The organism is Nitrospirillum bahiense (assembly GCF_007828025.1).
Taxonomy (GTDB): domain Bacteria; phylum Pseudomonadota; class Alphaproteobacteria; order Azospirillales; family Azospirillaceae; genus Nitrospirillum; species Nitrospirillum amazonense.
This window is the reverse complement of sequence record NZ_VITO01000001.1, coordinates 401,974-416,068: the sequence shown is the minus strand read 5'-3', so window position 1 is coordinate 416,068 and position 14,095 is coordinate 401,974. Positions and strand designations below refer to the sequence as shown.

Sequence of the window (14,095 nt, the reverse complement as noted above, 5' to 3'; positions counted from 1 at the left end):
GTGAAAAAGTTGACAATAATTTCGATTAAGATGGCGGCCAATTTGATTGGCGCGGCGTCGTTTCTGGCGGTTATATTAATAATATATAAGATATACACTCCATCAATCGGGGTTTTTGTGGATGATGCAGATGCGGCCGCTGCTGTGTTGGCGCGTGAATACTTAAAGGGAGAGAGGGGTGACTTTTATGTCTCAATCAATGGGCACGATATTGACGGAAAGACTAGAAATTCCATTGCGAATAACAATCTCATACTGCGCAATTTGAGCGAACTTCCGGAATGTAACGTATCTGATGATCGGAAGCAGGATCCATCATGCGAAGAAAAGAAAATTCTCCGTGCGGAATTTAAAGATGAGCCGATAGAAGATGTCGCGCTGGTAGATTTTACGAAGAATTTAAGTGGCGGTGGAGGTATCGTCGTGAAAATTGCGGGTAGATGGCTTCTGTTGAAAAGCCATATGAATTATTGTTCATTAGAAACTAGAATAATTGAAGATTAATTGTATGCACACACTGTACAGAGATAGTTATCCCATGACATTCGCCCCTGTGTGAAGAACCTCCTGTCCGGCCCTTTGCCAGCCGGCCTAAGCGGACACCTTCGGCGCCCGGGGGGCCTTATCAGCTATCGTGGCGGACAGGGCGTAGGCCGCCCGCATCATGGCGGCCGCGGCCAGCAGTTCCGATGGGCTGGGCGGCAGGTCGATGATGCCGCTGGCGATTTCGAACGGTGAGAGGGATGCTTCCGCCACGGCGGTTGGCGCCACGGCGGTGGTCGCGACCCCCGGAAAGTCTGGATCGGTGGCGGGGGAGGGGGCGTCGGGCCAGAGGTCCATTGGGGGGGCTCCCTCTTTCGGGTTGGATTAGTGCAGGGCCGCCAGGGGCGGGATGGTGGGCGGGGCGGGCGGCAGGGCCGCCGCCGGCAGGATCACGGGCGGCTCCAGCGGGGCGGGGACGGCGGCCTCCGCCGCGCGCTTGGCCCGGGCGTGCAGCACGCTGCAGGCGCCGATCAGGAACAGCACGGTCCAGGTCTTGGGGCTGACATAGGCGCCGGACGCCTGGCCGAGCACCGCCCAGGACAGCCAGCACATCAGCACGGCGCGCACGCCCAGGGCGCGCAGCCAGCCGCTGATGGCCAGGATCATGACGATGCCGCCGCACAGGCCCAGATAGACCCAGTGCAGGAAGAAATAATTGATCAGAACCTCGTTGGGTTCGGGGATGTTCCACAGCGGGCTGAAGGCGCCGGAACGCAGGAAGACGTCGGCGATGTTGTCGCTGACCAGTTGCTCCCCCGTCAGGCCCACGCCCAGGATGGGGTGGTGCTTCACCACGTCCACGGCCACCAGGAAGGGACCGATGACGCGGTAGAAGAAGCTCTCGTCGTTGCCCGAGGCGATCTCGTGCAGGCGGTTGGCGTAGACCGTGCTGCCCACGATGGCGAAGGCGGCTATGGCCAGGATGCCCACGGCCGCCAGCTTGAGGATGCGGGTGGTGGTGGACTGGCCGGCATCGTCGCTGGGCCCCAGTTCGTGCAGCGCCAGCAACAGCACCAGCAGCAGCAGCGTGGGCCCCGGCATGGCCACCATGGCGGCGCCTGTCATGGCCAGATAGCCCAGGCGCTTGTACTTCCAGTTGCTGGTCAGCAGCCAGGAAAAGGCGAACAGGGTGTAGGCGAAGGTGACGGCCGATGGCTCTGTCGTGAACAGCTTGGGCCGCACGCGGCCGTACAGCATCTCGTCCCGGATGTCTGACTCGTAGATGCCTTGGTGATAGATCGCCAGGCGGACGGCATCGCTGATGCGGTTCAGGCCGGCATAGCTTTCCAGCAGGGTGCCGATGACGATGGTGATGATGAACACCAGCATCAGGCGCGAGAACGCCGCCGCCCCCGCCTCCACCACCGTCAGGAACAGGGCGTAGGAGATGACCAGCGAATACATCATCTGCAGCAGGCCCGTGGTGCGCTTGGACAGCAAATCCAGGCCCGGCGCATAGAGGATGGAGGCCAGCAGCAGCAATGTCACGCCCAGGAAGGCCGCCAGCCCGGTGGGGGAGATGCGATGCCGCCGGCGCCACAACAGGACGACACCGGCCATGCCGGCGATGGCGGCGGGGAAGGGCACGTTGGGCGTGATCTGGATGGAAAAACCGGTGTAGATGCCCAGCAGGAACACCACCAGCAGGACCCAGTCGGTGCGGGCCATGCCCGGTCCGGGCGCGTCCACCCCCCCGTCCAGGCTCCAGGATCGCTGCGGCGCCCACGCGCCGATATCAGGGGCCGTCCACTGGGTCGCAAGGGTCATCACTCTGCCTCAGGGCTTGGTGGCTACGGTGTCAGGGCCGGTCTTTTCCAGATGCGCCGGCTAGGGTCGGGAACGGGGGCGGCCGTTGCCGCCGATGGCCACCAGCGTGCCCGGCGGATAGGGCCGGGGCGGCGGAGGTGGGGCCGGGATGGGTGCGGATGGCGCCGTCTTACGCTTGTGGGCCTCGGCGTGCAGGATGCTGCAGGCCGCGATCAGCATCAGCACGGTCCAGGTCTTGGGGCTGACATAGGCGCCGGATGCCTGGCCCAGGATGGCCCAGCCCAGCCAGCACAGGGCCAGGGCGTGGACGCCCAGGCTGCGCAGCCAACCGGTGATGGCCAGGATCAGCACCACGCCGCCGCAGATGCCCAGATATACCCAGTGCAGCCAGAAGTAATTGGTCATCACCTCCTGCGGGTCCGGGATGGCCCACAGGGGGGAGAAGGCACCGGACCGCAGGAAGACGGTGGCGATGCTGTCGGCGATCATCTGCTCGCCCGTCAGGCCGATGCCCAGGATGGGGTGGTTCTTCAACACCTCCACCGTCACGAGAAAGGGGCCGATGACGCGGTAGAAGAAGCTCTCGTCGTCGCCGTTGGCGATATTATCCAGGCGGGCGGAATAGACGGAGCTGGCGATGACGGCGAAGGCGATCAGGGCCAGGGCGGCGATGGCGCCGATCTTGATGAGGCGCACGCTCAGCAGGGTGGGCGCATGCTCCTCCCCCTTCGGCACCATCTCGTGCAGGCCCAACAGCAGCAGCATCAGCAGCAGGGTGGGTCCAGGCATGGCGACCATGGCCGCCGCCATCATGGCGAGATAGCCGAAGCGCTTGTATTTCCAGGTGCTGGTCAGTAGCCAGCAGAACGAGAACAGGGTGTAGGAGAAGGTGACGGCCGATGGTTCCGAGGTGAACAGCTTGGGCCGCACCTTGCCGTACAGCAGCTCGTCCCGGATGTCGGCGTCATAGACGCCGGAGGTGTAGATCTTCTGCCGCACGGCGTCGCTGATGGCGGCCAGGCCGGCATAGGTCTCCAGCAGGGTGCCGACGATGATGGTCAGGATGAAGACCAGCATCAGCCGGCAGAAGGCGGCCGGCCCGGCCTCCACCACCGTCAGGAACAGGGCGTAGGAGATGGCCAGCGAATAGATCATCTGCAGCAGGCCGGTGGTGCGCTTGGACAGGAGGTCCAGTCCCGGCGCGTACAGGATGGAGGCCAGCAGCAGCAGGGTCACGCCCAGGAAGGCGGCCAGGCCGGCGGGTGAGATGCGGTGCCGCCGGCGCCACAGCAGGATGACCCCGGTGATGCCGGAAATGGCGGCGGGGAAGGGGACGTTGGGCGTGATCTGGATGGCGAAGCCGGTATAGATGCCCAGCAGGAATCCCACCAGCAACACCCAATCCACCACCCCCAGCGGCTGGCGTTGCGCGGCGCTGTCTTGGGGAACGGCGCCGTATCCCGCCCATTCTGTCCAGGTCGTCATGCCGCGGCGATGGCCGACAGCAACTGCGGCCCCCTGCTGGTCCAGTGGAAACTGTCGCGGCAGGCGCGATAGGCCGCGTCCTGCAGATTGTTCAGGCGGTCCAGGTCGTCGATGGACTGGACCACGCCCATGGCCAGGTCCTCATGCCCCGGGTACAGCAGGATGCTTTCCTCCTGCTCCAGCGGCACGCCGGCCACCGAGCCCTTCAGGGCCAGGATGGGCAGGCGGTTGAAGACATAGTCCAGCACCTTCAGCTTGAATCCGCCGCCGTTGCGCTCCGGAACCAGGGCGATGCGGGCCGCGTCCATGTGGCGGCGGACATCGTCCACCGTGCCGGTGAAGCGGGTGGCCAGGACGCGCTTGCGCATGCTGGCCAGGAAGGTGGCGTCGCCGCTGCCCACCACCTCCAGCTCCACGCCGTTGGCGGCGAAGATGGCGTCGGCCACGCTGATGAACTCTTCCAGGTTCATGCGCTTGGCGATCCAGTCGAAGCTGCCGACGATGACGGCGCGGCGGGGCAGGTCGCGGCTGATCGGCTTCTTCTCGCGCTCCGTCGCGCGATAGCCCGGGGTCAGCACGGCCATGGCCTTGTCGGGCCAGTGTTCGCGATAGAGGTCGGCGTCGTCGGGCGTGATGGCGGTGATCAGGTCCGCCTCTTTCACGATGGCGCGTTCCAGATGCGTCACCTTGGCGGCATCGAAGCGCATCGCCTGGTGCTTCAGCAGGTTGGATTGGTTTTGCGCCAGCTGGGCGCGCAACGATTCCTCGTGGTTGTGCGAGACATACACCAGCTTGGGCCGGTTGTGGCGGTCGGGGTAGCGGCGCAGGAAGTCCGCCAGCGCCCACCCCGATCCGATGCCGTCCAGCACCACGCTGTCCCAGGATTCCGTCGCCAGCAGGCGGCGCACCCGGGCATGCATGTCCGGCGTGCCGCAGCGGTGGGCGATGTTGGGCAGGGGGGACCGCAGGCTGCTCCAGCGTGAACGGGGCTTATGCTCCGCCAGGTGCCAGGCGATGGCGCCGGCGCCGGGCGTCTCGCGCGCGCCATCGGCACGCTTGCCGTCCGGGCGGCTCAGCCCCAGCACCGCCATATCGGCGCCCGCTTGTGCCAGGCTGCCGATCAGCCCCCCGGAATAGATGAACTGTCCATTATGGGGCGGATCGGGGTCGGCCAGCGTGATCCAGAGGCAGCGCATGGGCTACGGTCCCTTCTGTGATGGTCTGCCGCCGGCACCCTCAGGCGCCGGGCGCCGCCATCCGGCGGCTTGGCTTGTCCTCAGTTTCCAGTCCACTGCGTTTCCCCGGAAACTTCCGGCGGCCGCAGTCGCGTCCTACAACGGCAAGAGGCACAGCCTCTTGCCGTTGGCGTCAGTAGGCGTTCTTGGTGAAGATGCTGCTGGTGATGGTGCGGGCGATGATTTTCAGGTCGCCCAGCACGGTCCAGGTCTCGATGTAGCGGAGGTCGTGCTCCACCCGCTTGACGATGTGCTCTACCGTGCTGGTCTCGCCCCGCCAGCCGCTGACCTGGGCCAGGCCGGTGATGCCGGGCTTCATGCGGTGGCGGCTGTCGTAATGGGCGACGGCGTCGCGGTACAGCAGGCCGCCGGCCTTCGCCGACTGGGCGTGCGGGCGGGGTCCGACGATGGACATCTCGCCCCGCAGCACGTTGATGAACTGCGGCAGCTCATCCAGGCTGGTGCGGCGCAGGATGCGGCCCAGGCGGGTGATGCGGGGATCGTTGCGCTGCGCCAGCTTTTCGGCGTTCGCGTCCGCCATGTGGTGGTACATGGAGCGGAACTTGTACACCTCGATCAGCTGGTTGTTGTAGCCGTGGCGCTTCTGCTTGAAGAGGATGGGCCCCTTGCTCTCCAGTTTGATGGCCACGGCGATGGCCAGCATGATGGGTGAGATCATGACCAGGATGATGGCGGCCAGCACCCGGTCCTCGACCGTCTTGGCGATGGCCCGCCAACCGGTCAGCGGGTGGCTCAGCAGGTCCAGCACCGGCGGCTCATCGCCGGCACCTTCGCGCCACCCGCCCTGTTGGCGGTGGATTTCCACCTGATCCAGGCTGATGCCCACGTCCACCGGCGCCAGGCTCAGCTTGGCCAGGGCCGCAGCGAGGGCGTGATTGTCGTCCGACAACGGCATGGCCAGGATCACCCGGTCCACCCGGCCCTCGCGGATTTCGGTCAGCAGGTCGTCCAAACCGCCGCGGATGGGGTAGCCGACGCAGAAGCGGGCGTGGCCGGCGCGGTTGTCGTCATAGACGCCCACCACATGGCGGTCGTCGCGCGGGTTGGCGCGATACCGGCGCAGCAGGCGCTGGCCCTCCGGCCCCGTGCCGACGATGGCCACGGTCTGGGTCAGGCGCCCGGCGCGCTGGCAGGTGCCCACGGTCAGGCAGGTTGCCAGGCGGCCCGCCACAAGGGCGCCCAGCGCCAGCAGCGACCAGATGGCCAGCCAGCTGGTCATGGGTGGGTCGAAGGCGCCCAGCAGGTACAGCAGCGCCACCAAGCTGCCGGCGGTGGCCGCCCAGGCCAGGGCCAGAGGCAGCAGTCCATCGGCGGGCTTGCTCAGGCGGTTCAGCTGCCGCGCGCCAGTCCAGCGCAGGGCATACATGCCCAGCGTCAGGCCGATGATCAGGACCAGGCCGAACAGGGGACGGGCCACGGTGCCGTCCGCCAGGGCGGATGCGGCCAGGCCGGTGACCAGGATGACCAGGGCGTCGACGGCGGCGACGGTGCCGGTGATCACCTGCGGCGCCAGGGGGCGGCCGCTGCGCAGGCGGTGGGTGTCCGCCGCGGGAACGGCGACCGCCTGGGTCTCCCGTAGCGTGACGAGGGGGGTGGAAAGGGCTTCGGACAGGGCTGGGGGCATGGGTTGGGTTCCTGAATGCGGCGACCGGTGGCCACGGCCGCCCACGCAGGTGCGACGGTCTGGCCAAGGGTGGCTGATCAACAGCCGAGTTCGCCTAAATCAGGCCACGCTTGACTCAAGAAGTCCTGTGACCAAGCTGGGACCTGCTCGCACCTGCGGCAATTGATCCCGGTAATACTCCGATCAGGGAGTGCCCATCAGGCTGGAGAATATTTCGGAAGCGAAGTTCTGAGGACTCTGATGGCGGATATAGTTGGCCGCCGCCTCTTGGTCGAAATAGCTGCGGGTGTCGCTCTCCGATATATATTCTATACCTTTGGAGAGGACTTCGCTGTCGGTCGTATCCAACGCGAGACCTAGCCTATGGGTACGGGCCAGGCAGCCCAGCAGGCCCAAATCCTGGGTCAGCACCGGCTTGCCCGCCTGCGCCGCCCACAGCAGCACGCCGCTGGACCCGACGAAGCGCTGGTAGGGGGCCAGCACGACCGACGCCTCCTTGATCAGCGCGTTGATCTCACCGCTGCTCAGGCGGCGGTCCTCCAGGTGGATCCACAGCTCGGGCTGTTCCTGGATCACCTTTTTCAGGCCGGCGTACACCCGGTCGCGCAAGGCTGGGTCCACCTTGCCGGCGATCATGACACCCACCTTGGCCGCGGCTTCCGCAGGCAGCTGGCACAACGCGTCCAGCAAGGACAGCACGCCCTTGCGCTCACTCAAGAATCCGAACAGCAGCAAGGTGACGCGATCGGTGGGCATGCTGTCGGCCAGCGTCCGTTCCTCCGCCGTCTCGTTCACGAAGGGATGGACGGGGTCGACCACCGTGCGCACCTTCCCCCCCTGGCCATAGCGGTCGTGGGCGTAGGTCGGGAAGTACGGGTCCAGCGTCAGGACGCGGTGGACCGCGGAATTGCGCAGCATGAGGGGGTAGAGCAGGGCCTTGCGCGCGTCGCGCAACCACTCCTTCAGGCTGGGCTCATAGCTGCCCAGGGCGCGGTAGTGGACGGACGGCCGGAACAGGATGCCGCACAGGCGGCGGCCCCGCGCGCCCAGCGACAACGCCAGGGGCAGGGTCAAATGGTCCAGCGACAGGAAGTGCCCGGCCTCGGACCCCGTGCGCTCCAGATAGCGGCGCATGACCCACCAGCGGGCGAAGCCGCGCACCGGCAGCAGGGGGTGGCGGCACAGCGCCTGCTCCGACGGCTCCAGCGCCAAGACCTGCACGCGATCCTGGCGGCTGGCGGCGCCATCGGCCGCCAGCTCGTCATACAATTCGCGCGCCACGACGAAGGTGACGCGGTAGTCCCGCTTGTCCGCGGCAGCGAAGTGCATCAGGTGCTTCAGCCATTCGCAGGGGTGGCCCTCCGCGTCCGGCTCGAAGATGACGAAGGAGCGGGGGCCGTCGGCCAAGGGTTTGGCCTGGGCCCCTGCCGGGGACTTACTTGGCATAGAGCGCATCCAATCGCCGGACCAATCCCCCCAGGACGTGGGACCGGGAATAGTGCTGTTCCACGAAACGCCGGCCCCGGGCCCCCAGTTCCCGGCGCAGGCCCGCATCCCGCACCAGGCGCAGCACAGCCTCGGTGAAGGCCGCGGTGTCATGGGGTGGCACGCAGATGAAGGCGCCGCTGCGTTCCCGCAGGTGCCACAAGGGGCTGTGCGGGTTGGCCGTGGTGACGAAGGGGCGGCCCACCGCCATGATGTTGAAGATCTTGGATGGGATGGCGAAGGCGGCGGCCTCCGGCTCCTGCGGCACCAGGTGGATGTCGCCCTCGGTCAGGCCCTGGCGCAGCTGGTCGGGGGGCAGCAGGCCGGTGACGCGGACCCGGCGCAGCGCGCGGGCGGCGATCTCCTCCTCCAGGGTGGCGCGCATGGCGCCGCTGCCCCGCAGGATGATCTCCACGTCGTCGGTCTGGCGCTGCAGCTCCTCCGCCATGGACAGGACCTGGCCCAGGCCCTGCTTCAGGCCGAAGTTGCCGCTGTACAGCAGCCGGGCGGCGATCTTGGGCGCCGGGATGATGGCCGGTGCGTCGTTGGCCGGCACCTTGGGCGCGTCCGGGTACAGGCGGTCGGTGTCGACCCAGATGGGCACCACCTCGATGTCCTGCGTCACGCCCAAGTCCCGCAGCTGCTCGGCCATGTGGTCCGTCAGCACGACGATCAGGTCCACCCGGTTCAGCACGGTGCGCTCGCACCAGCGCATCGCCTTCACCAGGCCGCCGCTGGACACCATGTTCAGCCCCTGGGCCATGCCGGACTGGATGTCGTGGATGATGGCGACGTGCCGGCCGTCGCGCTGGCGGACCAGGCAGCCCAGCGCGACGGTAAGGATGGAAGGACAGAGGCTGATGACCAGGGGCTTGGGCTTGAGCCGGCCTGAGGCGCGGGCCCAGAGCCCCGCCAGCAGGAAGCTGGCCTCGGCCAGGATGCGCGCCTTGGCCGACCCCTTGCGGGGGATCATGGCCCGCAGGCGTTCCACCCGTACCCCGTTCAGCACCTCGTGACCGCCCTTGAAGTCCTTGTACTGGGTGAAGACCTCGTTGCCCGGATAATAGGGCAGGCCCGTGAACACCGTGGTCTCGCAGCCCAGCCGGGTCAGCCATTCCGCCAGATCGGCGCACTGCGGGGCGGAGCCGATGAGTTCCGGCGGATAGGCGCGGGTCAAAAGGGCCGCCTGGGGGGAGGGGACGGAGGAAGGAGGAAGATCCATCCCCTTCACCCCCTCTGGCGGCAAGTCACGCAGGGCCTCTCGCTCCATGGGGCTATCCTTAACCGAAGTGGCCCTTAACCGAAGTGGCCTTGACCGGAGTGGCTCAGCCGAAGTGATCGGCCAGGGGGCGGGCGTAGTCGTAGTTTAGTGGGCCGTAGCCATACTGGCGGTAGCGGCGCGGATCGACGCGGGACATGATCACGCCGGTCAGGTCGCACTGCACCTCCACCAGCTGGCGCAGGGCCTGCAGAGCGGCGTTGCGGCGCGTATGGTCCCAGCGCACGGTGAACAGCACCTTGTCCACCATCCGCGACATGGCCAGCACCTCGGCCCCCACCAGCACCGGCGCCGTGTCGATCAGCACCAGGTCATAGTTCTTGGCGAAGGTCTGCAGCAGGACCCGCATCCGGTCGGACGTCAGCATGCGGGTGTCCTTGGACGTCCAGTGGCCGGCGGTGATCAGCTCCAGCCCCGACAGGGTGTCGTGATGGATGCAGTCGTCCAGCACCACACTGTCATCGGTCAGCAGCGAAGCTAGGCCGTGCTTGTTCGACACGTTGAACAGCTTGTGCTGCGAGGGTGAGCGCCAGTCGCAATCCACGATCAGGATGCGCCGGCCGTGGCTGGCCAGCAGGCGGCCCAGGGCGGCGATGATGACGCTCTTGCCTTCGCCGGGCGCGGCGGAGGATAGCAGCACCGTGCGGGGACTGTACTCCATCTCCGACAATTCCAGCGCGATATGGATCTTGCGCAGGGTCTCGGCGAAGGGGGACACAGGCTCGCGCAGCACCTGGGCGGTGGGCGACTTGCCCTTCACCTCCGGCACCAGGGCCACGACCGGGATGCCCGTGGCGCTTTCGATCTGGCTGCTCTGGCGGAAGGTCTGGTCGGCCTCTTCCATCAGCAGCGCGATCAGCATGCCGGCGACAGCGCCCACCAGGGTGCCCAGCAGCAGGATCAGGGCCTTGGGCGGATAGCTGGCGGACACCGGCGGGGTGGCGCGGGAGATGACGCGGGCGTCGGGCGCCTCCAGCTGCTGGCGGCCGATCAGGCGCTTCTCTTCCGTCAGCATGGTTTCCAGCAGGTGCCGGTTGACGGCGGCGTCGCGCTCCATCGCCTCCAGGTGGATGGCGTTCTGGTTGTCGGAGCCCAGGGAGCCCTTGGCCTCGTTGAAGTCGCGCAGCACGGCGTTGTAGCGGGCGTTGGCCGTGCGGGCCACGTTCTGCAGGCCGTTGATGATGCCCTGCATCTCCGCCTTGATCTTGCGCTGGGCATCGGCGATCTGCGCCTTGGCGTCGGTGACCTGCGGATGCTTGTCGCCGTAGGTGGCGGACAGCTGGGCCAGGCGCTGCTCGGCGGCGGCCTGCTGCTGCTTCAGCGACTGGATCAGCGGGTTGTTCAGCACCTCCGGCACGCTGTCGCCGGTGATGCCCTGGCGCATCAGGTTCTGGGCGTCGTTCAGGTGCGCTTCGGCGTCGGCCTTGGCGGTCTGGGCGGTGATCAGCTGGGTGTTCAGCTCTGTCAGGCGCTGGCCCATGATGCCGGTGCCGTTCTGCTGATCGTACAAGCCGTACTGCTTGCGGTAGTCCTCGATGGCGCGCTCGCTATCGTCGACCTGTTTGCGCAGGTCGGCGATGCGGCCTTCCATGTACTCCTCGACCCGGCTGGCGGTGCCGACCTTCACGTCGCGCTGTTCCGCCAGATAGGCGTCGGCGACGGCGTTGGCGACCAGCGAGGCGGTTTCCGGATCGCGGGTGGTGGCGGATATCTTCAGGACGTCCGAACGGCCAACCGTGGCGATGTCCAGCTTGGACAGCAGGATGTCGACCGTGCGGTTGTTGATCATGGCGGCCGTGCGGGCCTGCTGTTCCGGCGTTTCCGGCGGCTTGGCCTTGGGCTTGGTCAGCCATTCCGCCACGCTGGTGGGCAGCAGCCGGGCCCAGGCCGGGATCTGCGGTGCGGCCGTCTTGGCGTCCGGGTTGAACTCCGGATCGTCGTTCAGGTGCAGCCGATCGACCACCTTCTGGGCCAGCTCGCGCGACTGGGCCACCAGCCCCTCGCTCTGCACCCGCTCGGCGTTGAAGGTCATGGACGCCATGGTGGGGCCGATGCCTTCCAGCGAGGGCTGGGGCACGCCCACCAGCACCCGGGATTCCGACGTGTAGCGCGACGGCATGCTCCAGCCGACGATGCCGGCCAGAAGGGCCGTGCCGACGGTGCAGGCCAGCACCAGGCGCCGGTGCGCCCAGATCTTTCGGTAGGTGTCCAGCACGTCCCGCTGCTGTTGCTGCGGCGGGGGCATGTAGACGGGGCGGGGGGCCGGCGGTGCGGCGGTGAGGCGCCGGGGGAGGATGGGACCACCACCCAGGGCGCGGGGCTGCTCGGGCAAAGTCATCAGAAATAGCGCTCCCGGACTGTGATGACGTCGCCGGGTTGGACCGGCGTCGTCGGTTCGGCGTCGACCTGGGTTTTGCTGCCGTCCTTGGCGGTGCGCTGCAGACGGAAGTCGTCGTCACGGGCGCGGTAGGTGAACCCGCCGGCCAGCGCGACGGCGTTCAGGACCGTCATGCCGGAGACATAGGCGTAGCTGCCGGGGGTCTTGACCTCGCCCAGGATGTAGAAGGGCCGATAGCTCAGCACTTCCACGCTCACGTGGGGGTTCTTGATGTAGTTGGGTGACAGGCTGCCTTCCAGCGCCTTGCCCAGTTGGCCCGCCGTCAGCGAGCCGGCGTGCACCTGGCCCACCAGGGGGAAGGACAGGGTGCCGGTGCCATCGACGGCGTATTCGCCGGACAGATCCTGCTGGCCGAACACGGTGATGCGCACCCGGTCGCCCGGGCCCAGTTGATAGTCGGCGGCGGCGATGCCACCCATGCTGGGGCTGGCGGGTCCGCCAGGCTTGGACGCCGGGTCGTTGCTGGCGACGGCACCCCCAGCGGTGGCGTTGGGCGCCGGCGGCTGACCGGCGTTCTGGGCGTAAGCCGCGTAGGGAAGCGCTAGAGCCCCGGCCACGACGGCCAGGACGGCCAGCCGGGACGAGGATTTGCGGGGGAGGCGGGAAGGCAGCATTCCGGCACCTTCTGCTTGATCGGAGGCAGCCCGGCCGCCTAGGCGCCGGGGTCTCGTTTGTGGGACTTGTGGTGACGGCCCGTTTTTCGTGGGGCTCACACGATAGTTTTATCAAAAGTGGGGGGCGGCGGTTGTGATCAAACGGGGGCCGCCCCCACCTGCGCTGTGATCACGATGGATACAGCCAGTATTCCCTTACAGATGAAGGGTTAAGCCAACCAAAATGTTGTGGTCGGCGTACCCGATTCCGGCGCCATTAGACGATCGGATTTGGTAGTTGTAGCGGACGTTGATGGCGGTCATTTGGTTCATCATGTATTTCGCGCCAAGACCTACGCCGTAGACATCATCTGTTCGGCCTATATTTTGAAAATCATCGGCCTCATGGCTTAGCTGCAGGTGAAGGATGAGGTTACGCAGCAATTCGTGATCGGCCGCTACGGTTTCCTTGGTGGCGAAATAGCCGGCCGCCCCCACGACGATGGTCTCATCGATGTCGCGGGTGATCTCGCCGGTCACGGTCGTCAGCGGCGTCACGTTCCAGGTGATCTTGGCGCCGCCCGTGGGCGCGGAGAAGGTGCCCAGGCGAACGTCGTCATAGTCCTGTGACCGGTATCCGGCGAACAGGTCGATGGAGGTGATGCCCGTCAGGTTGTACTTGCCGCCGACCAGGACGGTGTAGCCGTTGGAATTGCGGTTGAACCCGCTCATGTCCGACGTGCTGTCATAATTGCGCGTGTTGTAGGCGCCCTTTACATACAGCTCATACAGGCCCTGGATGGTGTAGCCGGTGCGGACGCTGACCTCGTTCTCATCATGGTTCTGGCGTTCCCACATGATGGCCCGGCCATCGAAGGTCTGGGCGTTGGTGAAGTCGTAGCGGTTGTAGCTGTCACCCAGCTCGACGAACAGGTTGCCGAATTCCTTGTGCCCGACCACATTGGCCGAGGCCTGGTTGTATTCGGTCGGGTCGGCCTGGCCGACGATGTTGTTGGGCGAGGTGCGGGGCAGGTGCCACAGGCTGTAGTCGGCGCCGCCGGATATCCACGCATCGTGGTAGACCTCCAGCCGGCCGTCCGCCCCGATGTCGTAGTTGGCGTAATTCTCGCGGCTGTGCTGGGCGTACCAGTCGATGTCGCCACTGGCGTGCAGGTTCAGCTGGTGCACGTTCCAGTTGGACTTCAGCTCCAGCTTGGGCTGCAGCACCGTGATCAGGTCGCTGGTGTCGTGCCCCTGCGTCGCATAAATGTTGCTGTCGAAGACCTCGTCCAGCGTGACGCTGGGATAGAGGATGAAGCCGCCCATCCGGATGCCCGGTGGATCGAATTCGGGGTGCTGCCGGGTGGCCACCGTGTCGTCCGGCGACGTTTCCGTCTGGGCGTTGGCCGGGACGGCGGCCAGGCCGCCGGTCAGCGCCAGCCCGGCCGCGGCCAGCAGCAGGCGCCGTTTCAGGCCGCCGGCCTCCGTCGTTTCCGCGGCCGGGTGAAGCCGGGCGAGAGGGCGATCGTACATCACCCTCCCAAACGACGGGATGGCATGGCGTCGATGGTATTCAGGCATCGGATTTGACCTCGGGCTTGGCGCGTTGCCCTCACGGGACCGCGTCTTGGTTTAAAAACGGGTTGCCCCCCGTTCCCCGCCCGT

General features: G+C 66.4%; 11 protein-coding genes. 1 reads left to right on the top strand and 10 read right to left on the bottom strand.

The window, feature by feature from the left end; genetic code table 11:
* Positions 1-504 (top strand): hypothetical protein, encoded by a 504-nt coding sequence (locus FBZ88_RS01760; protein WP_145615121.1) that lies wholly within the window; start codon positions 1-3, stop codon positions 502-504.
* Between the two features lie 87 nt (positions 505-591).
* Here the strand turns inward: FBZ88_RS01760 and FBZ88_RS01755 are convergent, their stop codons facing one another.
* The 10 genes from FBZ88_RS01755 to FBZ88_RS01710 form a co-directional block, all read right to left on the bottom strand.
* Positions 592-840: a hypothetical protein gene (locus tag FBZ88_RS01755; RefSeq protein WP_145615120.1), complete on the bottom strand. Its 249-nt coding sequence runs from the start codon at positions 838-840 to the stop codon at positions 592-594.
* Between the two features lie 27 nt (positions 841-867).
* Complete coding sequence (locus FBZ88_RS01750; protein ID WP_145615119.1) at positions 868-2,310, bottom strand: hypothetical protein; 1,443 nt, start codon at positions 2,308-2,310, stop codon at positions 868-870.
* 60 nt (positions 2,311-2,370) lie between these two features.
* Positions 2,371-3,795 carry a hypothetical protein gene (locus FBZ88_RS01745; protein WP_145615118.1) on the bottom strand — a complete coding sequence of 475 codons (1,425 nt, stop codon included), beginning with the start codon at positions 3,793-3,795 and terminating at the stop codon, positions 2,371-2,373.
* Positions 3,792-4,991: a glycosyltransferase gene (locus FBZ88_RS01740; protein ID WP_145615117.1), complete on the bottom strand. Its 1,200-nt coding sequence runs from the start codon at positions 4,989-4,991 to the stop codon at positions 3,792-3,794. The genes FBZ88_RS01745 and FBZ88_RS01740 overlap by 4 nt, the downstream gene beginning before the upstream one ends.
* 172 nt (positions 4,992-5,163) lie before the next feature.
* Entirely contained in the window at positions 5,164-6,675 is a 1,512-nt protein-coding gene (locus FBZ88_RS01735; RefSeq protein ID WP_145615116.1) for an undecaprenyl-phosphate glucose phosphotransferase, read from the bottom strand.
* 183 nt (positions 6,676-6,858) lie between these two features.
* Complete coding sequence (locus tag FBZ88_RS01730; protein ID WP_186464145.1) at positions 6,859-8,121, bottom strand: glycosyltransferase; 1,263 nt, start codon at positions 8,119-8,121, stop codon at positions 6,859-6,861.
* Positions 8,111-9,430, bottom strand: coding sequence for a glycosyltransferase (locus FBZ88_RS01725; protein ID WP_145615114.1), 1,320 nt, complete (start codon positions 9,428-9,430; stop codon positions 8,111-8,113). The genes FBZ88_RS01730 and FBZ88_RS01725 overlap by 11 nt, the downstream gene beginning before the upstream one ends.
* 55 nt (positions 9,431-9,485) lie before the next feature.
* Positions 9,486-11,777, bottom strand: a complete 2,292-nt coding sequence (locus FBZ88_RS01720) for a GumC family protein (RefSeq protein ID WP_145615113.1) — start codon at positions 11,775-11,777, stop codon at positions 9,486-9,488.
* Positions 11,777-12,451: a polysaccharide biosynthesis/export family protein gene (locus FBZ88_RS01715; RefSeq protein WP_145615112.1), complete on the bottom strand. Its 675-nt coding sequence runs from the start codon at positions 12,449-12,451 to the stop codon at positions 11,777-11,779. The genes FBZ88_RS01720 and FBZ88_RS01715 overlap by 1 nt, the downstream gene beginning before the upstream one ends.
* Positions 12,452-12,646: 195 nt before the next feature.
* Positions 12,647-13,963, bottom strand: coding sequence for an outer membrane beta-barrel protein (locus FBZ88_RS01710; RefSeq protein WP_186464144.1), 1,317 nt, complete (start codon positions 13,961-13,963; stop codon positions 12,647-12,649).
* Positions 13,964-14,095: the final 132 nt, after the last annotated feature.

Excerpts from the sequence above, each read along its gene's own strand:
- FBZ88_RS01755 (WP_145615120.1), bottom strand. The coding sequence starts at position 840 with ATGGACCTCTGGCCCGACGCCCCCTCCCCCGCCACCGATCCAGACTTT.
- FBZ88_RS01750 (WP_145615119.1), bottom strand. The coding sequence starts at position 2,310 with ATGACCCTTGCGACCCAGTGGACGGCCCCTGATATCGGCGCGTGGGCG.
- FBZ88_RS01745 (WP_145615118.1), bottom strand. The coding sequence starts at position 3,795 with ATGACGACCTGGACAGAATGGGCGGGATACGGCGCCGTTCCCCAAGAC.
- FBZ88_RS01740 (WP_145615117.1), bottom strand. The coding sequence starts at position 4,991 with ATGCGCTGCCTCTGGATCACGCTGGCCGACCCCGATCCGCCCCATAAT.
- FBZ88_RS01735 (WP_145615116.1), bottom strand. The coding sequence starts at position 6,675 with ATGCCCCCAGCCCTGTCCGAAGCCCTTTCCACCCCCCTCGTCACGCTA.
- FBZ88_RS01730 (WP_186464145.1), bottom strand. The coding sequence starts at position 8,121 with ATGCCAAGTAAGTCCCCGGCAGGGGCCCAGGCCAAACCCTTGGCCGAC.
- FBZ88_RS01725 (WP_145615114.1), bottom strand. The coding sequence starts at position 9,430 with ATGGAGCGAGAGGCCCTGCGTGACTTGCCGCCAGAGGGGGTGAAGGGG.
- FBZ88_RS01720 (WP_145615113.1), bottom strand. The coding sequence starts at position 11,777 with ATGACTTTGCCCGAGCAGCCCCGCGCCCTGGGTGGTGGTCCCATCCTC.
- FBZ88_RS01715 (WP_145615112.1), bottom strand. The coding sequence starts at position 12,451 with ATGCTGCCTTCCCGCCTCCCCCGCAAATCCTCGTCCCGGCTGGCCGTC.
- FBZ88_RS01710 (WP_186464144.1), bottom strand. The coding sequence starts at position 13,963 with ATGTACGATCGCCCTCTCGCCCGGCTTCACCCGGCCGCGGAAACGACG.